Origin of the sequence: Salipiger abyssi (assembly GCF_001975705.1) — a bacterium.
GTDB classification, from domain to species: Bacteria; Pseudomonadota; Alphaproteobacteria; order Rhodobacterales; family Rhodobacteraceae; genus Salipiger; species Salipiger abyssi.
In genome coordinates this window covers 3,896,825-3,917,053 of record NZ_CP015093.1, presented here as the reverse complement: position 1 = coordinate 3,917,053, position 20,229 = coordinate 3,896,825, and the positions used below count along the sequence as shown (strand labels likewise).

The 20,229-nt window shown below is 66.9% G+C and carries 22 protein-coding genes, 1 tRNA gene and 1 other RNA gene; 11 read left to right on the top strand and 13 right to left on the bottom strand.

Annotated features, from left to right (window positions below; all coding sequences use genetic code 11):
- The first annotated feature begins 18 nt into the window (after positions 1-18).
- Genes alaS through Ga0080574_RS22620 form a run of 3 tightly spaced genes read left to right on the top strand, consistent with a single transcriptional unit; the run spans position 19 to position 3,273 of the window.
- Entirely contained in the window at positions 19-2,694 is a 2,676-nt protein-coding gene (gene alaS, locus Ga0080574_RS22630) for an alanine--tRNA ligase (protein ID WP_076704976.1), read from the top strand.
- A gap of 4 nt (positions 2,695-2,698) precedes the next feature.
- Positions 2,699-2,983, top strand: a complete 285-nt coding sequence (locus Ga0080574_RS22625; RefSeq protein ID WP_076704968.1) for a DUF1330 domain-containing protein — start codon at positions 2,699-2,701, stop codon at positions 2,981-2,983.
- A gap of 2 nt (positions 2,984-2,985) precedes the next feature.
- Positions 2,986-3,273: a DUF1330 domain-containing protein gene (locus Ga0080574_RS22620; protein WP_076704966.1), complete on the top strand. Its 288-nt coding sequence runs from the start codon at positions 2,986-2,988 to the stop codon at positions 3,271-3,273.
- Positions 3,274-3,472: 199 nt separating this feature from the next.
- Here Ga0080574_RS22620 and Ga0080574_RS22615 read toward each other — a convergent pair.
- Positions 3,473-3,559: transfer RNA gene (locus Ga0080574_RS22615), tRNA-Leu, on the bottom strand.
- Positions 3,560-3,792: 233 nt separating this feature from the next.
- Here Ga0080574_RS22615 and lipA point away from each other — a divergent pair.
- Positions 3,793-4,743: a lipoyl synthase gene (gene lipA / locus Ga0080574_RS22610; protein WP_076706107.1), complete on the top strand. Its 951-nt coding sequence runs from the start codon at positions 3,793-3,795 to the stop codon at positions 4,741-4,743.
- A 131-nt stretch (positions 4,744-4,874) separates the two neighbouring features.
- On the opposite strand, the gene Ga0080574_RS22605 is transcribed toward lipA, so the two are convergent.
- The 9 genes from Ga0080574_RS22605 to ssrA all read right to left on the bottom strand — a co-directional run bounded on the left by Ga0080574_RS22605 (position 4,875) and on the right by ssrA (position 11,433).
- A complete protein-coding gene (locus tag Ga0080574_RS22605; RefSeq protein WP_076704958.1) occupies positions 4,875-5,102 on the bottom strand; it encodes a ribbon-helix-helix domain-containing protein in 228 nt (75 codons plus the stop codon).
- Positions 5,099-5,275 (bottom strand): DUF4169 family protein, encoded by a 177-nt coding sequence (locus Ga0080574_RS22600; RefSeq protein WP_076704956.1) that lies wholly within the window; start codon positions 5,273-5,275, stop codon positions 5,099-5,101. The genes Ga0080574_RS22605 and Ga0080574_RS22600 overlap by 4 nt, the downstream gene beginning before the upstream one ends.
- 53 nt (positions 5,276-5,328) lie before the next feature.
- Positions 5,329-6,300, bottom strand: a complete 972-nt coding sequence (locus tag Ga0080574_RS22595; protein ID WP_076706106.1) for a serine hydrolase domain-containing protein — start codon at positions 6,298-6,300, stop codon at positions 5,329-5,331.
- Positions 6,301-6,397: 97 nt separating this feature from the next.
- Positions 6,398-7,792, bottom strand: coding sequence for a class II fumarate hydratase (gene fumC / locus Ga0080574_RS22590; RefSeq protein WP_076704954.1), 1,395 nt, complete (start codon positions 7,790-7,792; stop codon positions 6,398-6,400).
- A 102-nt stretch (positions 7,793-7,894) separates the two neighbouring features.
- Entirely contained in the window at positions 7,895-8,524 is a 630-nt protein-coding gene (locus Ga0080574_RS22585) for a class I SAM-dependent methyltransferase (RefSeq protein ID WP_083716927.1), read from the bottom strand.
- Positions 8,525-8,536: 12 nt separating this feature from the next.
- Entirely contained in the window at positions 8,537-9,004 is a 468-nt protein-coding gene (locus Ga0080574_RS22580; protein WP_076704952.1) for an SspB family protein, read from the bottom strand.
- An 81-nt stretch (positions 9,005-9,085) separates the two neighbouring features.
- Entirely contained in the window at positions 9,086-10,321 is a 1,236-nt protein-coding gene (chrA, locus tag Ga0080574_RS22575) for a chromate efflux transporter (protein ID WP_076704950.1), read from the bottom strand.
- A 49-nt stretch (positions 10,322-10,370) separates the two neighbouring features.
- Positions 10,371-11,024 (bottom strand): DUF1194 domain-containing protein, encoded by a 654-nt coding sequence (locus tag Ga0080574_RS22570; protein WP_076704948.1) that lies wholly within the window; start codon positions 11,022-11,024, stop codon positions 10,371-10,373.
- Positions 11,025-11,081: 57 nt separating this feature from the next.
- Positions 11,082-11,433: a transfer-messenger RNA gene (ssrA, locus tag Ga0080574_RS22565) on the bottom strand.
- Positions 11,434-11,669: 236 nt separating this feature from the next.
- On the opposite strand from ssrA, the gene purM reads away from it, so the two are divergent.
- Together purM and purN are read left to right on the top strand one after the other, a co-directional pair.
- On the top strand, positions 11,670-12,716 hold the full coding sequence (gene purM, locus Ga0080574_RS22560; protein WP_076704946.1) for a phosphoribosylformylglycinamidine cyclo-ligase: 1,047 nt from the start codon (positions 11,670-11,672) through the stop codon (positions 12,714-12,716).
- On the top strand, positions 12,713-13,309 hold the full coding sequence (purN, locus tag Ga0080574_RS22555; protein ID WP_076704944.1) for a phosphoribosylglycinamide formyltransferase: 597 nt from the start codon (positions 12,713-12,715) through the stop codon (positions 13,307-13,309). The genes purM and purN overlap by 4 nt, the downstream gene beginning before the upstream one ends.
- Here purN and Ga0080574_RS22550 read toward each other — a convergent pair.
- Positions 13,300-13,491: a hypothetical protein gene (locus Ga0080574_RS22550; RefSeq protein ID WP_076704942.1), complete on the bottom strand. Its 192-nt coding sequence runs from the start codon at positions 13,489-13,491 to the stop codon at positions 13,300-13,302. The two genes, purN and Ga0080574_RS22550, sit on opposite strands and share 10 nt — an antisense overlap.
- Positions 13,492-13,734: 243 nt before the next feature.
- On the opposite strand from Ga0080574_RS22550, the gene rnd reads away from it, so the two are divergent.
- Positions 13,735-14,892 (top strand): ribonuclease D, encoded by a 1,158-nt coding sequence (gene rnd, locus Ga0080574_RS22545; RefSeq protein WP_076704939.1) that lies wholly within the window; start codon positions 13,735-13,737, stop codon positions 14,890-14,892.
- 92 nt (positions 14,893-14,984) lie between these two features.
- Here rnd and Ga0080574_RS22540 read toward each other — a convergent pair whose 3' ends face one another.
- Positions 14,985-15,494 (bottom strand): hypothetical protein, encoded by a 510-nt coding sequence (locus Ga0080574_RS22540; RefSeq protein WP_076704937.1) that lies wholly within the window; start codon positions 15,492-15,494, stop codon positions 14,985-14,987.
- A 132-nt stretch (positions 15,495-15,626) separates the two neighbouring features.
- Here Ga0080574_RS22540 and Ga0080574_RS22535 point away from each other — a divergent pair, with 132 nt between their 5' ends.
- Positions 15,627-16,034: a SufE family protein gene (locus Ga0080574_RS22535; protein ID WP_076704935.1), complete on the top strand. Its 408-nt coding sequence runs from the start codon at positions 15,627-15,629 to the stop codon at positions 16,032-16,034.
- 193 nt (positions 16,035-16,227) lie between these two features.
- On the opposite strand, the gene Ga0080574_RS22530 is transcribed toward Ga0080574_RS22535, so the two are convergent.
- On the bottom strand, positions 16,228-17,265 hold the full coding sequence (locus Ga0080574_RS22530; RefSeq protein ID WP_198039759.1) for a LysR family transcriptional regulator: 1,038 nt from the start codon (positions 17,263-17,265) through the stop codon (positions 16,228-16,230).
- On the opposite strand from Ga0080574_RS22530, the gene Ga0080574_RS22525 reads away from it, so the two are divergent.
- From Ga0080574_RS22525 to Ga0080574_RS22515, 3 genes are read left to right on the top strand one after another with little or no spacing between them, the layout of a single operon-like run.
- A complete protein-coding gene (locus tag Ga0080574_RS22525; RefSeq protein ID WP_076704933.1) occupies positions 17,240-18,379 on the top strand; it encodes an ABC transporter ATP-binding protein in 1,140 nt (379 codons plus the stop codon). The two genes, Ga0080574_RS22530 and Ga0080574_RS22525, sit on opposite strands and share 26 nt — an antisense overlap.
- The gene (locus Ga0080574_RS22520) at positions 18,372-19,319 is read left to right on the top strand and encodes a carbohydrate ABC transporter permease (RefSeq protein WP_076704931.1); all 948 of its coding nucleotides are present in this window, start codon (positions 18,372-18,374) and stop codon (positions 19,317-19,319) included. Before Ga0080574_RS22525 ends, Ga0080574_RS22520 begins: the two co-directional genes overlap by 8 nt.
- A complete protein-coding gene (locus Ga0080574_RS22515) occupies positions 19,316-20,209 on the top strand; it encodes a carbohydrate ABC transporter permease (protein ID WP_076704928.1) in 894 nt (297 codons plus the stop codon). The genes Ga0080574_RS22520 and Ga0080574_RS22515 overlap by 4 nt, the downstream gene beginning before the upstream one ends.
- Positions 20,210-20,229: the final 20 nt, after the last annotated feature.

Here is a 20,229-nt window from a genome sequence, read left to right as displayed (position 1 = left end):
AGCTTTTCAAGGACGATCATGCAGAGCCTGAACGACATCCGCTCAACCTTTCTGGGCTATTTCGAGAAACAGGGCCACCAGGTGGTGCCTTCGAGCCCGCTCGTGCCGCGCAACGACCCCACGCTCATGTTCGCGAATTCCGGCATGGTGCAGTTCAAGAACCTGTTCACCGGGGTCGAGCACCGCGATTACAAGCGCGCCACCACCGCGCAGAAATGCGTGCGCGCCGGCGGCAAGCACAACGATCTCGACAATGTCGGCTATACGGCGCGGCATCATACCTTCTTCGAAATGCTGGGGAATTTCTCCTTCGGCGACTATTTCAAATCGGATGCCATCCCCTTCGCCTGGGAGCTGGTGACGAAAGAGCTGGGCATCGACGCCAAGCGCCTGCTGGTGACGGTCTATCACACCGATGACGAGGCCGCCGAGATCTGGAAGAGCGTCGGCGTGCCCGAGGACCGGATCATCCGCATCGCCACCAGCGACAATTTCTGGATGATGGGCCCCACCGGCCCCTGCGGCCCCTGCACCGAGATCTTCTTCGATCACGGCGAGAAATACTGGGGGGGCCCTCCGGGATCGCCGGAAGAGGATGGCGACCGCTTCGTCGAGATCTGGAACCTCGTCTTCATGCAGAACGAGCAGTTCGAGGACGGCTCGATGCGGGCGCTCGACATGCAGTCGATCGACACCGGCATGGGGATCGAGCGGGTGGCGGCGCTGCTTCAGGGCACCAATGACAACTACGCCACCGACCTCATCCGCGCGCTGATCGAGGCCAGCGCCGATGCCACCAGTACCGATCCGGATGGGCCGGGCAAGACCCATCACCGGGTGATCGCCGACCACCTGCGGTCGAGCTCCTTCCTGATCGCCGACGGGGTGATGCCGTCGAACGATGGGCGCGGCTATGTGCTGCGGCGGATCATGCGCCGGGCGATGCGGCATGCGCATATGCTGGGTTCGAAAGATCCGGTCATGCACCGGCTGGTGCCGTCGCTGGTGCGCCAGATGGGCGCCGCCTATCCGGAGCTTCATCGCGCGCAGCCGCTGATCGAAGAGACGCTGAAGCTGGAGGAAACCCGCTTCAAGCAGACGCTCGACCGCGGGCTGAAGCTGCTGGATGACGAGCTTTCGGGTCTTCCCGAAGGCACGAAACTGCCCGGCGCGTCGGCGTTCAAGCTTTACGACACCTATGGTTTCCCGCTCGATCTCACCCAGGATGCGCTGCGCGAGCGCGGCCGCGAGGTCGATACCGACGGGTTCGATGCCTCCATGGCCGAGCAGAAGGCCAAGGCGCGCGCCGCCTGGTCGGGCACGGGCGAGGCCGGCGATCTGGCGCTCTGGTTCGACATCGCCGAAACCCATGGCGCCACCGATTTCCTCGGCTACGACACCGAGAGCGCCGAGGGCCAGATGCTGGCGCTGGTCAAGGACGGCAAGGAGGTCGACGCGCTGGAGGCCGGCGAGAGCGGCTGGATCGTGCTGAACCAGACGCCGTTCTATGGCGAGAGCGGCGGTCAGGTCGGCGATACCGGCTGGCTGCGCCGGCTGGAGGATGAGGACGACATCGCCGAGGTCACCGACACCCAGAAGATGGGCGACGGCAAGATCTCCGCGCATCAGGTCACGGTGAAACAGGGCCGTTTCGCCAAGAACGACGCGGTTGCGATGGAGGTGGATCACAAGCGCCGCACGGCGATCCGCGCCAACCACTCCGCCACCCACCTGCTGCACGAGGCGCTGCGCCGCGCGCTCGGCGATCACGTCGCACAGCGCGGCTCTCTGAACGCGCCCGACCGGCTGCGTTTCGATTTCAGCCACGCCAAGGCGCTGACGGCGGAGGAGCGGGCGCAGGTCGAGCGTGAGGTGAATGAGTTCATCCGGCAGAACAGCCCGGTGTCGACGCGGATCATGACGCCGGACGATGCCCGCGCCATCGGTGCGCAGGCGCTCTTTGGCGAGAAATACGGCGACGAGGTGCGCGTGGTCTCGATGGGCACGCTGGCGGGCTCCGGCAAGGGCACCGACGGGCAGACCTATTCGCTGGAGCTCTGCGGCGGCACCCATGTGCGCCAGACCGGCGATATCGGCACCTTTGCGCTGACCTCGGAAAGCGCGTCGGCGGCGGGCGTGCGCCGCATCGAGGCCCTGACCGGCGAGGCCGCCATGGCCGAGCTGCGCAGCCGCGACAAGGCGCTGGGAGAGATCGAGGCGCTGCTCAAGGCGCATGGGCCCGAGGCGGTGTCACGGGTGGCCTCGCTGCTCGACGAGCGCCGCAAGCTCGACAACGAGGTGGCGCAGCTGCGCCGCGATCTGGCCATGGCCGGCGGGCCGGGGCAGGGCGGCGGTGCCGAGGCGCGCGAGGTGGGCGGCGTGCCCTTCGTGGCGCAGGTGCTGACCGGCGTGCAGGGCAAGGATCTGCCGCCGCTCATCGACGAGCACAAGGCGCGGCTGGGCTCCGGTGCGGTGCTGCTGATCGCCGATACCGGCGGCAAGGTGGCCGTGGCCGCCGGCGTGACCGGGGATCTGACCGACAAGGTTTCGTCGGTGGATCTGGTCAAGGCGGCGGTTGCGGCGCTCGGCGGCAAGGGCGGCGGCGGTCGTCCGGATCTGGCGCAGGGCGGGGCCAAGGATGCCGCCGAGGCGGAGGCGGCGATCGCGGCGGCGGAAGCCGTGCTGGCGGGCTGATCCCATGACCGCCTATCTGATCGCCCGCATTGAGGTCACCGATCCGGAGGATTACGCGACCTATGCAGCGCAGACCGTCGCGCTCGCCGAAAAGGCGGGCGGGACGTTTCTGGTGAAAGGCGGGCCGCAGAGCTTTGTCGAGGGCGAGGGGCCGGGCCGTCATGTGGTGATCGCCTTTCCCGACGCCGAGACCGCGCGGGCCTGGTACGACTCCCCCGACTATCAGGCGATCCTGCCCATCGCCCTGCGTGCCAGCACGCGGGATATCGTCATCGTAGAAGGAATCTGATCATGCCGGCACTCTGGATCGCCCATGTGAGCGTCACCGACGAAGAGGCCTATGGCAAATACGCCAAGCTCGCGGGCCCGGCCATCGCCAAGCATGGCGGGCGTTTCATCGCGCGCGGCGGGCGTTATGTGCAGCTCGAAGGCACCGACCGGCCGCGCAACGTGGTGGCGAAGTTCGACAGCGTCGAAGCCGCTGAGGCCTGCTATCACTCGCCGGAATATCAGGAGGCGCTGAGCCATGCGCGTGACGCCTCCGAGCGCGACCTGCTGATCGTCGAAACCTCGGAATAACGCTTTCGCGGAGGCGCCTGGAGCGCCTCTGCGCTCTTCGGCATATGAGGGGCAAAACCGCGCGTCAGGCAGGGAGCAGCTCACCCGACCCGCTTCTGATTTCGGAAAGCGATTTCGAAAAGCTATGAGCTCAAGTAGCTGAAGGCGGTAGGCCACTATAGGGCCTCAAGTAGCGCTCCGCGCGGTAGGCCCATAATAATGGTGCGGGCGGTGGGGCTCGAACCCACACTTCCTTTCGGAAACCGGATTTTGAATCCGACGCGTCTACCGGTTCCGCCACGCCCGCACTTGCCGGGCGGCGATAAAGACGCCCTGCGCGCTTGGATCTATCCAAGCCGGAAGGCCCCGTCCAGCCCGAATTGCAGCCGCCCTGCCGCTGCCTTTCCGGCCACCGCCACGGGCCCCGCAAGGCGGGTATGCATCAGGCGCCGCGCCGCGCCGGTGCGGGCTCCACTGGCAACCCGCGCCTCAGTGCTATATGTTACCGTCAAGGAACCCATATATCGCGGGGAAGAAATGGTGCGAGACCTCAAGATCCCGACCCAGCGTCATCCGGAAAAGGCGCATCGCAAGGACAATCCGCAGCCCAGGAAACCGGACTGGATCCGGGTCAAGGCGCCCACCGGCAAGGGCTATCAGGAAACCCACCGCATCATGCGCGAGCACAAGCTCGTGACGGTCTGCGAAGAGGCGGGCTGCCCGAATGCCGGCGAATGCTGGAACCAGGGCCACGCCACGATGATGATCATGGGCGATATCTGCACGCGGGGCTGCTCCTTCTGCAATATCGCCACCGGGCGCCCCGATGCGCTCGACGTGTTCGAGCCGGGCCGCGTCGCCGATGCTGTGCAGAAGCTGGGGCTGAACCATGTGGTGATCACATCGGTCGACCGTGACGATCTCGCCGATGGCGGCGCGGAGCATTTTGCCCAGACCATCCGCGCCATCCGCCACCGCTCGCCCGAGACCACAATCGAGATCCTGACACCGGATTTCCTGAAATGCGCCCCCGAGGTGCTGGAGACCGTGGTGGCGGCCAAGCCCGATGTCTTCAACCACAATCTCGAAACCGTGCCCGGGCTCTACCCCTCGGTGCGCCCCGGCGCGCGCTATTTCCACTCGCTGCGGCTGCTGCAACGGGTGAAGGAGATCGACCCGTCGATCTTCACCAAATCCGGCATCATGGTCGGGCTCGGCGAAGACGCCCAGTCGGTGCGTCAGGTGATGGACGACATGCGCGCCGCGAATGTGGATTTCCTCACCATCGGGCAATATCTCCAGCCGACGCCGAAACACCACGCGGTGGACCGTTTCGTCACGCCCGAGGAATTCGCGAACTATGAAAAGACAGCTTACGGCAAGGGCTTCCTGATGGTCTCTGCAACGCCGCTGACCCGGTCGAGCTATCACGCCGGCGACGATTTCGCCCAGTTGCGCGCCGCCCGGGAAAAGACCCTGGCCGAGGCCTGATCCGGACCCGGGTCTTTCATCTTTCCAAAAATATTCCCGCCGGAGGCGCCCGCATTGGCCGCCTTCGGCACGCCGGGCACAGGCCGCGACGGCACCGCCGCCAAATTCCTTGCAAGGAATTTGCGCCCCGCTCAGCCGTCGGCGCGGGCCTTGACGTATTTCAGCACATAGACCCGGATCGCCGAGGCCAGCCCGGCCTCGAGCCCGCGGGTTTCGTCGATCTCTGCGGCGAGCGCATTGAGCGCCTTGCCCTCCGCCCGGGCGATGGCGCGGAACTCGTTCCAGAACGCCTCCTCAAGCGACACCGAAGTCCTGTGCCCGCGCAGGCTCAGCGAGTGTTTGACCGGTCGTCCCGTCATTCGTCGCGCCTGTGGCCGTCGAGATCGCGCGCGGCTTTCTCCTTGCGGGCGAGCTCGCTGGATTTCTCGGCCTTGCTTCGACCGAACTTGACCGCGTTGGAATCAGCCCTGGCGCGTTTTTCGGCGCGGGCCTTCTCCTTGCGGTAGCGATTGAGATTCACCGGGGTGGTCATGCAAACAGCTTATCGCGCCTGAGCCGGCGGCGGAAGCGCCGAGATCGGCGCCATCACGCCATGGCGAGGATCGGCCCATCTAGCAGGTCGGTCAGCGTGCCGAAATACCCGCCCGAGCGCGCCGGGCGCAGCGGATCCGAGGTGATCGCCACGGCCAGATCGCGGTCGCGGTGAAAGGCGATGACCTGCCCGCCATAGCCGCGCGCCAGCCCATAGCCCGAGCGGGTGAGGAACCAGCCATAACCGTAACCCATGCCCGACCAGCGCGAGGTGGTGCGCGGATCCAGCGAGGCCTCCAGCCAGTCCTCGGCGACGACCTGAGCGCCATCGTAGCGCCCGCCGTCGCGCATCATCCGGGCGACGCGCAGCATGGCGCGCGGCGTCAGCGCCATTTCGTTGCCGCCAAGATAGTTGCCCTGCGGATCGCGCGTCCATGCGGGGATCTCGATCCCCAGCGGCGTGCCCAGGCCCTCGCGCATCTGTTGCAGCAGGTTCTGGCCGGTTGCCCGCGCCAGCGCCGCGCCAAGCACATGGGTGCTGCCGGTGGAATAGAGCATGCGCCCGCCCGGCTCGGCCACCAACGGGCGCGAGAGCGCATCGGCCACCCAGTTGCCCGACGACACCCAGGCGCCGTAATTGCCGCCCGATGTGCGCTCCAGCCCGGCGCGCAAGGTCACCAGGTCTTCCATGGTGATATCGCGCACCCGGGGATCGGCGGAGGAGGGGATCAGCCCCGGCGCGACCTCGCCCAGCGTGGCATCGACCGAGGCGATATCGCCGCGCTCAAGCGCGCGGCCCAGCATCAGCGCGACGAGGCTCTTGGAGCAGGATTTGATATTGGCCGCCGCATCCAGCCCGCGCCCGCGCGGCGCCTCGGCGAGCAGCAGCTCATCGCCGCGCAGCACCTGGATGGAGTGAAGCTGGTTCTCCGTCTCGAGAACGGACGCGATCTCCTGTGCCGAGGCAAAGCGCGGCGCGAGAAAGGGCGTGGCGAGGGCGGTGCTGAGAAAGATACGGCGGTCCATACCGGCAAAGATATGGCAGCCGCGGGCGGCGTGCAGGCGCAGGCCGTTCACATCTGCGTAGGGTCGGGCGCGGGGGAGGCCCCCCGCGCCGCAAAGATCAGTCCTTGGGGCCGATCATGTCTTCGGGACGCACCACGCGGTCGAAGGTCTCTTCGTCGACAAAGCCGAGCGCGATGGCTTCCTCGCGCAGCGTGGTGCCGTTCTTGTGTGCGGTCTTGGCGACCTTGGTGGCGTTGTCATAGCCGATGGTCGGCGCCAGCGCCGTCACCAGCATCAGCGATTCCTTCATCAGCTTCTCGATGCGCGTCTCGTTGGCCTGGATGCCCGACACCATATTGTCGGTGAAGGCCGAGGCGCTGTCGCCCAGAAGCTGCATGCTCTGCAGCACGTTGTAGCTCATCATCGGGTTATAGACGTTGAGCTCGAAATGACCCTGCGAACCGGCCATGCCGACGGCGGCGTCGTTGCCCATGACATGGGCGCAGACCATGGTCAGCGCTTCGGCCTGGGTCGGGTTCACCTTGCCCGGCATGATCGAGCTGCCCGGCTCGTTTTCCGGCAGGATCAGCTCGCCCAGACCGGAGCGCGGGCCGGAGCCCAGCAGGCGGATGTCGTTGGCGATCTTGAAGAGGCTTGCCGCCACGGTCTTGAGCGCGCCCGAGAACATCACCATGGCGTCATGCGCCGCCAGCGCCTCGAACTTGTTCGGCGCGGTGACGAAGGGCAGGCCGGTGATCTCGGCCATATTCGCGGCCACGGCCTCGCCCCAGCCTTTTTTGGTGTTGAGCCCGGTGCCCACGGCGGTGCCGCCCTGCGCCAGCTCGTAGATGTCGGGCAGGCAGGCCTCGACGCGCTGGATGCCCTTGCGCACCTGATGCGCATAGCCCGAGAACTCCTGACCCAGCGTCAGCGGCGTGGCGTCCTGGGTGTGGGTACGGCCGATCTTGATGATGTCCTTGAACTCGTCCGACTTGGCTTCCAGCGCGGCCAGCAGCTTTTTCAGCCCCGGCAGCAGCACGTCGCGCGCCTGCATGGCGATGCCCACATGCATGGCGGTGGGGAAGGTGTCGTTGGACGACTGGCCCATATTGCAGTGATCGTTCGGGTGGACGGGCTTCTTGCTGCCCATCTCGCCGCCCAGCATCTCGATGGCGCGGTTCGAGATCACCTCATTGGCGTTCATGTTCGACTGGGTGCCCGACCCGGTCTGCCAGACCACCAGCGGGAAGTTGTCGTCGAACTTGCCCTCGATCACTTCCGAGGCGGCGGCGATGATCGCATCGGCGATTTTTGCCTCCATCGCACCGTTGGCCTTGTTGGCCATGGCGCAGGCCTTTTTCACCACGCCGAGCGCGCGGATGATCGGCACCGGCTGCTTTTCCCAGCCGATCGGGAAGTTCATGATCGAGCGCTGCGTCTGCGCGCCCCAGTACTTGTCTGCGGGAACCTCGAGCGGGCCGAAGCTGTCGGTTTCGGTACGGGTCTGGGTCACGGGAACCTCCTTTGATCGCGGTCGCGAAATCTCTTACTCCACGTTACGGGAAAGGCAAGGCTGTATACCTTGGGATACCGTTAACATGCGCCTTTCGGGCGGTCAGCCGGCGTCGCGATGCAGGGTCAGCACCTGCGCCGGCGGCAGATTGCCCCAGACCACCGCGCAGCGTCTTGCGCGCAGGTGCAGCGCCCGCATCAGCCGCGACGCCACCGGCACGCCGGGGCCATAGGTGTACTGGATGAACGGCGCGCCGGGTGCGAGCTGCCGGAAGGCGGCGCGCAGGATGCGCGCCTGGAGCGGCGCGGGGAAGGACAGCAGCGGCAGGCCCGAGACCACCGCGCGCAGCGGTGGCAGGCCGAGCGACCCGACGCTCTGCGCGCCGCAGTGATGCACGGTGAGATCGGGAAAGCGCTGGCGCAGCAGCCCGGCGAACTCGTCGTTGATCTCGATGAGATGCAGATCGGCGGGGGCGATTCCCCGCGCAAGGATCCGCCGGGTGATCTTGCCGGTGCCGGGGCCGAGCTCGACCAACGGCCCGCTGCCCTCGGGGATGCAGCGCGCCATGGCGGTGGCCAGCCGGTCGGAGGCCGGCGCCAGCGCCGAGACCGATTGCGGGCTGCGCAGCGCCTGTCCCAGAAACAGCGAGAAATCGGCATCGGGCCGGAATCGCTCGGGCAGGCGCAGGCGGGAGGACGGCGCCCCGGAGGGCCTGGTTTCGGGAACTGTCACCGGTGTCTGGCGCTACTGCTTGCGGAACGCATCAAGCCGCACGACCTCGGCATCGTGCTGCGCCTCGCCCTCGCCGGGGCCGTCGGGCCCGTCTTCGGGCGGGGTGGGGTCGTCTTCGTCCTCGTCCTCATGCGTCTCGAAGCGCAGGCCGAACTCGACCGACGGATCGACGAAGGTCTTGATCGAATCATAGGGGATATAGAGCCGCTCCGGCGCCTCGCCAAAGCTGAGCGTCACCGCGAATCCGTCGTCGGTCACCTCGAGATTGTCGAAGCGGTGCTGAAGCACCACGGTCATCTCTCCCGGATAACGGTCGGACAGCCAGTCGGCGATCTCCACATCCGGGTGCTGGGTGTCGAAGGTTATGAAAAAATGATGCTCACCGGGCAGGCCGCGCTCCCGAACGTCCTCTAGAACGTTCTGAATGAGGCCGCGCATGGCGCGGTGCATGAGATTTCCATAGTCGATGCCGCCAGACATGGCACAAATCCTTGTGTCGGTTCTGTCACCATATTCGATTTGGCGGCGAGTAAAAGACTCTGCAACCGGAAAATTCTCCGCTCAGCCCAGCAGCCAGCCGGCGAGCGCGCAGAGCGCCAGTGTCAGCGGCACCGAGCGTTTCAGCCCGATGAGCAAACCCGCCGCCAGCGCGACGAGCGCCAGCGCCTCGGGGCGCAGGCTGGTGAGCACCGGCAGCGTGGCGGTGACGGGCGCCGGGGCGGTGAGGGTTTCGGCAAAGAGCACATGCAGCGCGAACCACAGCGACAGGTTGGCGATCACGCCGAGCACGGCGGCGGTGATCGCCCGCAACGCGCCTTGCAGCCGGGGCCGCGCCAGCAGCCGTTCCAGATGCGGCGCAAAGGCAAAGATCCAGAGGAAACAGGGCAGGAAGGTCATCCACAGCGTCAGTACCGAGGCCGCCAGCGCCAGCAGCCAGCCGCCCGCTTCATGCCCGATGAGCTGGCCGGTGAATTGCGTCACCAGGATCAGCGGGCCGGGCGTGGTTTCGGCCAGCCCCAGCGCGTCGACCATCTGTTCCGGGCTGAGCCAGCCGCGCAGCTGCACCACCTCCTGCGCCATCCAGGCGAGCACCGCATAGGCGCCGCCAAAGGAGACCACGGCGAGCTTGGCGAAGAACAGCCCCAGATCGAAGAGTAGTGTCTGCCCGAGCGCGTAAAGCAGCGGCAGCGGCGCCAGCCAGAGCCCCGCCCAGAGCGCGATGCGGGGCAGGGTGGGCGCGCGCTGCTGCGGCGCGGCGATGGCCTCGGGGGCGGCGCTGCGCGACAGCGCGCCATAAAGCCCCGCCGCCGCGATCACCAGCGGGAAGGGCGCCGCGAACAGGTAGAGCGCGGCAAAACCCAGCACCGCGATCACCACGGCGTCGCGCCCGGTCAGCGCCTTTTTCCACAGCCGCGCCAGCGCCTGAAGCACGATGACGATCACCGTCGCCTTGACGCCGAGCATCAGCGCTTCGGTCTCGGGGCGGGCGCCATAGGCGGCATAGAGCGCCGCCAGCGCCGCGATCACCAGCGCTCCGGGCAGCACGAAGAGCGCCCCCGCCAGCAGCCCGCCGGCAGTGCCGCGCAGCCGCCAGCCGGCATAGGTGGCCAGCTGCATCGCCTCGGGCCCGGGCAGCAGCATGCAAAAGCTCAGCGCCGAGAGGAACTGCCGCTCGCTCAGCCAGCCGCGCTCTTCCACGAGCACCCGGTGCATCAGCGCGATCTGCGCGGCGGGGCCGCCGAAGCTCAGCAGGCCGATCCGGGCGAAGGTGGTGAAGAGCAGGGAAAACGCGGGCATAAGCGCGGTGTGACCGGGCTCTGTAACGGCGCCATGACGGGCGCGCCGCTCAGCCGGTGACACGCGAGATTTCCCGCAGCATCTTGCGCCGCAGCGTCTCGGCAAAGGAGCGGTGGCCGCGTGCGGTCATCACAAAGCCGTCGCCCGTGATCAGCGCGCGGCGGTAGAAATTGGTGATGGCGAGCCCGCGCCCCGGCGCCTCAATGGCCAGCCCGTTCACGGTGATCCCGGCGCGCTGCGCCCGCTGCCGCGCGGCGCCGGTCGAGCCGCCGGCATTGGGTGTGCCGTCGCCCGAGACGTCGATGACGCGGCGGGTGCAGTCGGGCGCCGCGGCGAAGCGGTCGATGGCGCTGTGCAGCGCCGAGGCCGGCGCGGTGTCCGAGAGCACAAAGGCGCGCTCCATGGCGCGCGCCCGCGCGGCGAGGCGGGTGACGTCTTCGGCGCTGCGCATCTGCACCCAGCCGATGCTCATCTGCTGCCGCCCGTCGCCGGCCCATTGCATCACCGCCAGCGCCACCTTGTCCTGCACCAGAATCGCCGCGATCCCGGGATCGGCCAGCGCGCTCGCCAGTCCCTCCGCCTGCAGGCGGTACTCGGCGGCATCCACCGAGTTCGACACATCCATCGCCAGCAGCAGCGCCGTCTCGCAGGCGCGCGCGGGCGCGGCGAGCAGGGCGAGGCAGAGGCAAAACGCGCGCAGCATGGGTGTGATGCTGGCAGGGCGCGGGGCACCGGTCAATTGCGCTGATAGGGGGAGGGAAGTGCAGGCTTCTGTTGCCAGGTGCCTGCGAACCCCGCCTTACGCGGCTAGGCGCAAGGGCTTAGATTTCGGTCTTGTTACTGCTTACGCAGCAACTGCAACCGGAGCATGATTGTCGTTGGCAATTATGCAATTTGCACCGATAACGGTGGTGGCTCACCGGGACAAAGCTAACCCCTTTAGACGTTCGTCGATCCTGTTTCGGCCCCATGCTCCCCCCAACGAAGGGTGATATGGTGGAGCCGCCGGGTACCGCCCCCGGGTCCGATCCGCTTATTACGAGCGCGTTTATGTCCATAGTTCCCGAGGGAACGCTGGAAATATAGGCAAGCCGGGCGCGGAATCAAAGGGGGGATCGTGACGGATTGCGCAGAATTTCCGGCACCATGCAGGGGCGGGACGCTCGGGACGCCTCCGGCGGGCGTATTTTGCCAAGAGAAGAAGGGCAGCGGGCGGCGCTTTCGACCGGCCTGCATCTTCTTCTCTTTCCAAATACGCCTCTTTTGGGGCGGCCTCTCCGCATGGCATGACGCTTTCCTTCGGAGCGCCCATGCGCTAAAGCCGCGCGCAAGAAACCCGGAGGGCGGCATGAGCGACGGCAAGAACGGCATCACCTATGCGGATGCGGGCGTGGATATCGACGCGGGCAACGCGCTGGTCGACCGCATCAAACCCGCGGCAAAGCGCACCAGTCGCACAGGCACTGTCGCCGGGCTGGGCGGGTTCGGCGCGCTCTTCGATCTGAAGGCGGCGGGCTACAGCGATCCGGTGCTGGTGGCGGCCACCGACGGGGTGGGCACCAAGCTGCGCATCGCCATCGACACCGGCCATGTGGACGGCGTGGGCATCGACCTTGTCGCCATGTGCGTCAACGATCTGGTGTGTCAGGGCGCCGAGCCGCTGTTCTTTCTGGATTACTTCGCCACCGGCAAGCTCGACACCGAGAGCGCCGCGCGGGTGATCGAGGGCATCGCCGAGGGTTGCGTGCGCTCGGGCTGCGCGCTGATCGGCGGCGAGACCGCCGAGATGCCGGGCATGTATCCGGCGGGCGATTTCGACCTCGCGGGCTTTGCCGTCGGCGCCATGGAGCGCGGCAGCGAGCTGCCCGCCGGTGTGGCCGAGGGCGATGTGCTGCTGGGGCTGGCCTCGGACGGGGTGCATTCCAACGGCTACAGCCTCGTGCGCAAGCTGGTCGAGGTCTCGGGGCTGGGCTGGGAGGCCGATTGCCCCTGGGCCGAGGGTAGCCTCGGCGAGGTGCTACTGACCCCGACGCGGCTTTATGTGAAACAGGCGCTGGCGGCGGTGCGGGCGGGCGGCGTGCACGCGCTGGCGCATATCACCGGCGGCGGGCTGACCGAGAACCTGCCGCGCGTGCTGCCCGAGGGCATGGGCGCCACGATCGACCTTGGCGCCTGGGATCTGCCCCCGGTGTTCAAATGGATGGCCGAGATCGGCGGCATGGCGCAGGCGGAGATGCTCAAGACCTTCAACTGCGGCATCGGCATGGTGCTGGCGGTGGACGCGGCACAGGCCGAGGCGCTGACCGCGCTGCTGCGCGCGGAAGGCGAGACCGTCCATACGCTGGGCACCGTTACCGGCACGCCGGGCATGGTCTATGAGGGCGCGCTCCTTTGAAACGGGTCGCCATCTTCATCTCGGGCGGCGGCTCGAACATGGTGAAGCTGGTCGAGAGCATGACCGGCGATCATCCGGCCCGCCCCGTGCTGGTGCTGTCGAACAATGCCGATGCCGGCGGTCTGGTGAAGGCCGCAGAGATGGGCGTGCCCACGGCGGTGGTCGATCACCGGCCCTTCAAGGGCGACCGCGAGGCGTTTCAGGCCGCGCTTCAGGCAGAGCTGGAAAAGGCCGCGCCGGATATTCTCTGCCTTGCGGGCTTCATGCGGGTGCTGACCGCGAGCTTCGTGCAAAACTGGCAGGGGCGGATGCTGAACATCCACCCCTCGCTGCTGCCGAAATATCGCGGGCTGCACACCCATGCCCGGGCGCTCGAGGCGGGCGATGCGGAACATGGCTGTACGGTGCACGAGGTCACGCCGGAGCTGGACGAAGGCCCGATCCTCGGGCAGGCCACCGTGCCGGTGCTGCCGGGCGACACGCCCGACGCGCTGGCGGCGCGGGTGCTGGTGCAGGAGCACCGCCTCTATCCGGCGGTGCTCAGGCGCTTTGCCGAGGGCAATCGCGAGAGGCTGCGACTCGCTCAGGGCTGAGCGCGATGCGCGGCGACATTGCCGTGCCAGCCATCGGGCGCCAGCTCTGCCGGCGGCGCCAGAAGCGCCGGGACGCCGACGATCACAAGCAGGACAAGGGCGGCGAGCCAGGGCAGCAGAGCGGGGCGCGCGGCGCGTTCGAGCGACCGGGACGGGGCGGGGTGAAGATCGAGAATCGTCATGTCGGAATCTCCGGAAGACGTGGGTTGCGGTGACGGCTCCGATATAGCGAGGCGTCAGGTATTCTTAAAATGAATGTTTATTTTCTTGGGCATCACGGGTTGGAATGAATCCGTGGTCAAAACCCGTCACTAAGCGCCTCAGAGTTGGGTTTTCGTCGCGATGTCTTTGCTCTGCCGCCCGCGCGGGTGTAGGAGGGCAACCCAGCGATAATCAAACGATAAGCAAGAGCCGCCGGAGCCCTAATGAAGACCATCACCACGACGCAAGAGCTTGCCGCGTTCTGCGAGGCTGCGGCAGAGGCCCCTTATGTCACGGTCGATACCGAATTCCTCAGGGAACGGACCTATTATTCCAAACTCTGTCTCGTGCAGCTCGCGGCGCCGGGCAAGGGTGACGAGAACGCGGTTCTGGTCGATCCGCTGGCCGACGGGCTGTCGCTCGATCCGCTGCTCGATCTCTTCCGCAACACGTCGGTGGTCAAGGTCTTCCATGCCGCGCGGCAGGATCTGGAGATCTTCTTCATCGACCACGGGGTGATCCCCGATCCGCTCTTCGACACCCAGGTCGCGGCGATGGTCTGCGGCTTTGGCGAGCAGGTGGGCTACGAGACGCTGGTCAAGCGTATCGCGCGGCAGTCGCTCGACAAGAGCTCGCGCTTCACCGACTGGTCGCGCCGCCCGCTGACCGATGCGCAGAAGAAATACGCGCTGGCCGATGTCACCCATCTGCGGGTGATCTACGAGCATCTGGCAAAGGAGCTGGAGCGCACCGGCCGTGCCCGCTGGGTGGCCGAGGAGCTGGCGGTTCTGACCGATCCGGAAACCTATATCACCCGGCCCGAAGAGGCCTGGCAGCGGGTCAAGACGCGCTCGTCGAGCCCGCGCTTTCTGGCGCTGGTGCGCGAGCTGGCGGCCTTCCGCGAGGATTACGCGCAGTCCAAGAACATCCCGCGCAACCGGGTCTTCAAGGACGACGCGCTGACCGAGCTGGCCTCAACCAAGCCGGTGACGATGGAGGATCTGGGCCGCTCGCGGCTGCTGCTGCGCGAGGCGCGCAAGGGCGCCATCGCCGAGGGCATCCTGGCGGCGATCCAGGCCGGGCTCGACTGCCCCAAGGACGAGCTGCCGAAGCCCGACACTTCCCGCGACCAGTTGCAGGTGAACCCGGCGCTGGCGGATCTGCTGCGGGTGCTGCTGAAGGCGCGCACCGAGGCCTCGGGCGTGGCGGCGCGGCTGATCGCACCGGCGGCGGATCTCGACGCCATGGCGGCGGGCATGCGCGACGTCAAGGCGCTGACCGGCTGGCGCCGCGAAGTGTTCGGAGAGGACGCGCTGCGGCTCTGCGAGGGGCAGATCGGCCTCGCGGTCAAGGGCCGCGAAGTCGAAGTGATCGAGATCTGAGAGTGTCGTTCCGGGCGGTGGTGGGCTGAAACCCCACCGTTCAGGCGACCTTAGGGGCAGGTCTTTGACCCACCGCCAACGGCGACTATCCGTTACCGGCGTGACACACGGGCATTGCTGGCGCCCTGCACGCGGATCTCGCGGATGCCCGCCAGTTCCTGCTCGGTGAGCCAGATCGCGGCGGTGACCATGCGGGCGCGCGGCCCGACATTGCGCGGTCCGGCCGATTGCAGCGCCTGCAATTCATAGACCAACGTGTCGGCGTCGCTGGCAGCTTCGTCCTCGACGATGCGCACATCGAACGGGCCGGCGCGGTCAGCGATGCCGGTGACGCGGATGATTGCGCCGCCGGGGCGGCGTTCGATCAGCAGTTCCTCAATGGTCTCGACTGGCCAGCCGGCATAGTCTTCCTCCCCGGGGCGGAAGATCGAAGCGCGGCGCGCCGGGATCAGCGGGTTATCGGCGCCGGTGGCGGCGGTGTTCACGGTCACCGGCTCGCTGCCTCCGAACCAGTTGAACGGGTTCATCCGCGACTCGCGCACAGTGCCGCAGCCGGTCAGCACAACCCCGGCGACGATCAGGACCGAGAGAGATTTCTTCATGGCGTCACTGCCCCTTGCCTGCCTGCCCGTGAGGGTTATCGCATTGTGTCAGGCTTGAAAAGCATCCCGTGCGGGGGGCTGGACCTTTCCGCCGCGCCTGCCTACCTCTAGAGGCGACAGCAGGAGACGAATATGGCACAGGCGGCATTCGAAGAGGTGGTCGAGGATTTCGAGTTTCTCGAGGATTGGGAAGACCGCTACCGCATGGTGATCGAGATGGGCAAGTCGATGGAGCCCTTGCCCGACGCGCTCAAGGTGCCCGCCACCAAGGTCGAGGGCTGCGCCAGCCAGGTCTGGCTGCACCCGGCGGTCGAGGACGGGCGGTTCCATTTTCAGGGCGACAGCGACGCGATGATCGTGCGCGGTCTGATCGCGGTGCTTCACCGGCTTTATGACGGGCTGCCGGTGGGCGAGGTCGGCAAGCTCGACGCCCGCGCAGAGCTGGGCCGGCTCGGGCTGAACGATCATCTCTCTGCACAGCGCTCGAACGGGCTGCGGGCGATGGTGGAGCGGATCCGGGAGTATGCGGCGGCGGCATGAACCGCGCTGGGGCCGGACCTTCGGGCTTGGGCATGATCGCGTGAGTGTCGCCCGGTAAGCTGCTGGAAATGCAAGGTTATCTCGTTTTCCCATGGCGGGCGCGCATCGGGTTGTCGGGGGCGGACGCGCAGACGCCTCACCGCGGCGGCGTTGCGCCGCCGGCGCATTGGCCTCAAGTATTAATCTTTTTCTTTCATACGCTTGAGCCACCTTTGTAAGAGCTCTCCTCCCGCTCCGGTTCCAGCGCAAAGAAGGCATTGCCGAGCGGGTTCGAGGTCGTTCGCAGGGCAAAGACATGGTCAGCCCGCTCGCGGCTCATCTCGCGACAGGGCACCTGTGCCAGTTCAGCCTGACGGCTCGCGCCCTTGCTCCACATGAAGCCAACACCGAGATCGTGGCTGACCGCGTCCAGCACGCCGTCACGGGTGTCCATCACGATGGACGGGCGCGGCGCGAGGCCGGCGCGGCGAAACCCTTCATCCACCACCTTTTGGGTGGAGCTTCCCGCAGTGCGGAAAATCAGCCGCTCAGACATGAGATCGGCGCAGCCAATCGCCGTCCGTCCAGCCAGCGGGTGGCCGGGGTGAACGATGGCGACGACCGACTGGCTCTGGATCTGGCGGCGCCGGAAGCGATCCTGATCGGGCGGCTCGGGCAGCACGCCGACATCGACGCGGCCTTCGCCCACGGCATCGACGATTCGTCCCCAGCTGCCCATCTCGATTTTGACGTCGACACCCGGAAACTTTGCGCGAAACGCACGTATCAGGGCCATGCCCGGGAGCGGCTGGCCGAGGCCCACGCGCAGTTCGCCATGCTTCATCGTGCGGTGCTGGCGCAGGATCTCCGCGATCCTGCCGGTGCCGTCCTCGATCTGGCGGGCGGTCTCGTAGAGCTGCTGACACAGGGATGTCGGCAGCATGTCATTGGCACTGCGCCGAAAAAACTCGACACCAAGCGCGCGTTCGAGATCGCGCACCTGCTGGCTGACGGTGGCCTGCGACACGCCCAGGCGTCGGGCCGCGGCCGAGAAGCTGCCGGTTTCCGTCACCGCGTTCAGCGCCCTGAGGCGCGAAAAGGTCAGCGCGGTGACCGGATCCTTGGGGGGCAAGCTTTTCATGCGGACGGCATAGGCATTGCCTGTAACCGTAACATGACTGTCGTAGAGACTCCCTATGACGGCCTCGAAAAACACGAGGGGCCCCATGGCGACAGTTGAGCTGAAAGACATCCGGAAATCCTTCGGCAACACCGACATCCTGCGGGGTGTGTCGCTGGATATCGCGGACGGCGAGTTTCTGTCGCTGGTGGGCCCCTCGGGCTGCGGCAAGTCCACGCTGCTGCGCATCCTCGCGGGTCTGGAGAGCCAGAGCGCGGGCTCCGTGCGGATCGGAGAGGCGGCGGTCGACGGGGTGCGCGCGGCGGATCGCGACCTTGCGATGGTCTTTCAGAGCTATGCGCTCTATCCGCACCTGACGGTGGCGCAGAACATCGCGGTGCCGCTGACCATGCGGCGGCTGCGCCGTACCGACCGGCTGCCGCTTTGCGGCCGGCTCATGCCGGGGGCACGCACCCGCAGGGCAGGGATCGTGGAAACGGTGCGCGAGGCCGCGGAGACGCTCGAGATCGCCGACCTGCTCGACCGCAAGCCGGGGCAGCTCTCGGGCGGGCAACGCCAGCGGGTCGCCCTTGGGCGCGCTCTGGTGCGCGATCCCGCTGCCTTTCTGCTCGACGAGCCGCTTTCGAATCTCGATGCCAAGATGCGTGTGCATATGCGGGCCGAGATCGCGCAGCTGAACCGCCGTCTCGGCGCGACCTTTGTCTATGTCACCCACGATCAGGCGGAGGCGATGACCATGTCGGACCGCATCGCCGTCATGATGGATGGAGAGCTGCTGCAAGTTGGAACGCCGGATGTGCTGTACGACGCGCCCGCCGATATCCGCGTCGCCCGGTTCATCGGCTCGCCCGCGATCAACCTGCTGCCGGTCGAGACGGACGGCGCCGGGCGCATCCGCCTGACCGGGCGCGAGACCGCGCTGCGCGCCGGGCCGGTGCCGGTCGCCTATCTGGGCATCCGGCCCGAGGCGCTGGAGCCCTGCGACCGCGATCCGCTGCTGTCGGGCCGCGCGCGGCTGGTCGAGAATCTCGGCTCCGATCTGTTCGTCCAGCTCGACGTGCCGGAGATGCCAGAGCCGGTTACGGTGCGGCTGCCCTCCGACGCTCGCGGCAAGATCGCCGTCGGCGGCCTGATGCATCTGCGGACGCGTCAGGGCCGGGTGCGCGGTTTCGACAGCATGGGCCTCGCCGTGCCGCTCCGGGCGGAGGTTTTCGCCGATGCCTGACATCCCGCGCCTCAACCGCCCGGAACACCGCCAGGCCCGCGCCGGTCGCGCGCTGATCGCGCCGGCGGTCCTGCTGCTGTTGCTGATCCTCATCCTGCCGGTCGTCGTCGCCGCCGTCCTGTCCTTCAGCGATTACACGCTGGGCCGGAGTGGCATCGGCTGGGTGGGGATCGAGAACTATGCCGACATTTTCGCCAGGTCGAGCTATCGCAAGATGATCACCGCAACGGTGCTCTATGTCGCGGTGACCGTGCCGCTGTCGGTCGCGCTCGGGCTGGGCGCGGCGCTGCTGATCCGCTCGGTCGGCGCCGGGGCCGGCTTTTACCGCACGGTCTATTTCCTGCCCGTGATGGCCTCGCTGCTGGCCATGGCCATCGTGTGGGAGTTCGCGCTGCACCCCTCTCTGGGGCTGGTGAACCGCACGCTCGCACAAGGCTGTGGCACATGGCTGGAGGGCTGGCCGTGGTTCGCAGGGGGCTGCTCGTACGGGTTTCCCATGTGGCTGTCGGACCGTGATTATGCGCTCTGGACACTGGCCTTCATCGGCATCTGGCAGAGCTTCGGCTTCAACATGGTGCTTTACCTCGCGGGCCTGACCTCGGTGCCGCGCGATCTGTACGCCGCCGCCGAAATGGACGGGGTGCGCAGCGGTTGGGAGCGCTTTCGCCTGATCACCTGGCCGATGCTGGGGCCGACGACGGTCTTCGTAATCACAATCTCAACCATCCGCTCGTTTCAGGTCTTCGACACGGTCGAGGCGCTGACCCACGGCGGCCCGGCCAAATCCACCTATGTGATGATCTACGCGATCTACGAAAAGGGCATCGCCCAGAACCTCGTCGGCATGGGGGCGGCCATCACCGTGCTGTTCCTCGGCTTCGTGATGCTGATCTCGGTCGCGCAGCGCCGCTTTGTCGAACGGAAGGTGCATTACGCATGATCCACCGCTTTTCCACCCGTCAGACGCTGATCCACGCCGTGCTGATCCTCGGCGCCATTGTGGTGCTGCTGCCGTTCTACGTCATGGTCGCCACCGCATTGAAATCCCCGGTCGAGATCGCCTCCGGCACCGGCGGGCTCTTTGGTGCACAGGCACCCATGCCGAGCGAGGCATGTCTGATGCAGGGCGGCAGCGAGGCCGATTGCATGACCCGGCCCGCGATCGACAATTTCCGGCAGGCCTTCACCAAGGCGCCGCTCTGGCGCTACCTGCTGAACGGGGTGATCGTGACCGCCGCGATTTTCCTGCTGCAAACGCTGATCGCGGTGCCGGCGGCCTATGCGCTGGCCAAGCTGAGGTTCTGGGGCCGCGACGCCGCCTTCGCGCTGGTGATGTTCTGCCTGCTGATCCCGGTCCACGCCATCGCGCTGCCGCTCTATCTGATGCTGGCGCATCTCGGGCTGACGAACAGCTACGCCGCGCTGATCCTGCCCTGGATCGTCTCGGCCTTCGGCATCTTCCTGATGCGGCAGTTCTTCCTGACCGTGCCCGATGACCTGATCGACGCCGCCCGCATGGACGGCATGGGCGAATTCGCGATCATCTGGCGCGTCATGCTGCCCACGGCCATTCCCGCGCTGCTGGCCTTCGCCATCTTCTCGGTGGTGGCGCATTGGAACGATTACTTCTGGCCGCGCATCGTCATCACCGGCGAGCGCAGCCTCTTCACACCGCCGCTCGGCCTGCGCGAGTTCAAGGGTGATCTCGACGGCACCTTCTATGGTCCGATGATGGCCACGGCGCTGGTCATCGTCACCCCGCTGGTGGCGGCCTTTCTGGTGGCCCAACGACGCTTCATCGACGGCATCACCCTGACCGGCATGAAGTGACCAATCTCCCCTCCCGACCA

Bases quoted from the DNA above. Each gene is read 5' to 3' on its own strand.
- alaS (WP_076704976.1), top strand. From the start codon at position 19: ATGCAGAGCCTGAACGACATCCGCTCAACCTTTCTGGGCTATTTCGAG.
- Ga0080574_RS22625 (WP_076704968.1), top strand. From the start codon at position 2,699: ATGACCGCCTATCTGATCGCCCGCATTGAGGTCACCGATCCGGAGGAT.
- Ga0080574_RS22620 (WP_076704966.1), top strand. From the start codon at position 2,986: ATGCCGGCACTCTGGATCGCCCATGTGAGCGTCACCGACGAAGAGGCC.
- Ga0080574_RS22605 (WP_076704958.1), bottom strand. From the start codon at position 5,102: ATGACGGGACGACCGGTCAAACACTCGCTGAGCCTGCGCGGGCACAGG.
- Ga0080574_RS22600 (WP_076704956.1), bottom strand. From the start codon at position 5,275: ATGACCACCCCGGTGAATCTCAATCGCTACCGCAAGGAGAAGGCCCGC.
- Ga0080574_RS22595 (WP_076706106.1), bottom strand. From the start codon at position 6,300: ATGGACCGCCGTATCTTTCTCAGCACCGCCCTCGCCACGCCCTTTCTC.
- Ga0080574_RS22580 (WP_076704952.1), bottom strand. From the start codon at position 9,004: ATGTCTGGCGGCATCGACTATGGAAATCTCATGCACCGCGCCATGCGC.
- chrA (WP_076704950.1), bottom strand. From the start codon at position 10,321: ATGCCCGCGTTTTCCCTGCTCTTCACCACCTTCGCCCGGATCGGCCTG.
- Ga0080574_RS22570 (WP_076704948.1), bottom strand. From the start codon at position 11,024: ATGCTGCGCGCGTTTTGCCTCTGCCTCGCCCTGCTCGCCGCGCCCGCG.
- purM (WP_076704946.1), top strand. From the start codon at position 11,670: ATGAGCGACGGCAAGAACGGCATCACCTATGCGGATGCGGGCGTGGAT.
- Ga0080574_RS22550 (WP_076704942.1), bottom strand. From the start codon at position 13,491: ATGACGATTCTCGATCTTCACCCCGCCCCGTCCCGGTCGCTCGAACGC.
- rnd (WP_076704939.1), top strand. From the start codon at position 13,735: ATGAAGACCATCACCACGACGCAAGAGCTTGCCGCGTTCTGCGAGGCT.
- Ga0080574_RS22540 (WP_076704937.1), bottom strand. From the start codon at position 15,494: ATGAAGAAATCTCTCTCGGTCCTGATCGTCGCCGGGGTTGTGCTGACC.
- Ga0080574_RS22535 (WP_076704935.1), top strand. From the start codon at position 15,627: ATGGCACAGGCGGCATTCGAAGAGGTGGTCGAGGATTTCGAGTTTCTC.
- Ga0080574_RS22525 (WP_076704933.1), top strand. From the start codon at position 17,240: ATGGCGACAGTTGAGCTGAAAGACATCCGGAAATCCTTCGGCAACACC.
- Ga0080574_RS22530 (WP_198039759.1), bottom strand. From the start codon at position 17,265: ATGTCTTTCAGCTCAACTGTCGCCATGGGGCCCCTCGTGTTTTTCGAG.
- Ga0080574_RS22520 (WP_076704931.1), top strand. From the start codon at position 18,372: ATGCCTGACATCCCGCGCCTCAACCGCCCGGAACACCGCCAGGCCCGC.
- Ga0080574_RS22515 (WP_076704928.1), top strand. From the start codon at position 19,316: ATGATCCACCGCTTTTCCACCCGTCAGACGCTGATCCACGCCGTGCTG.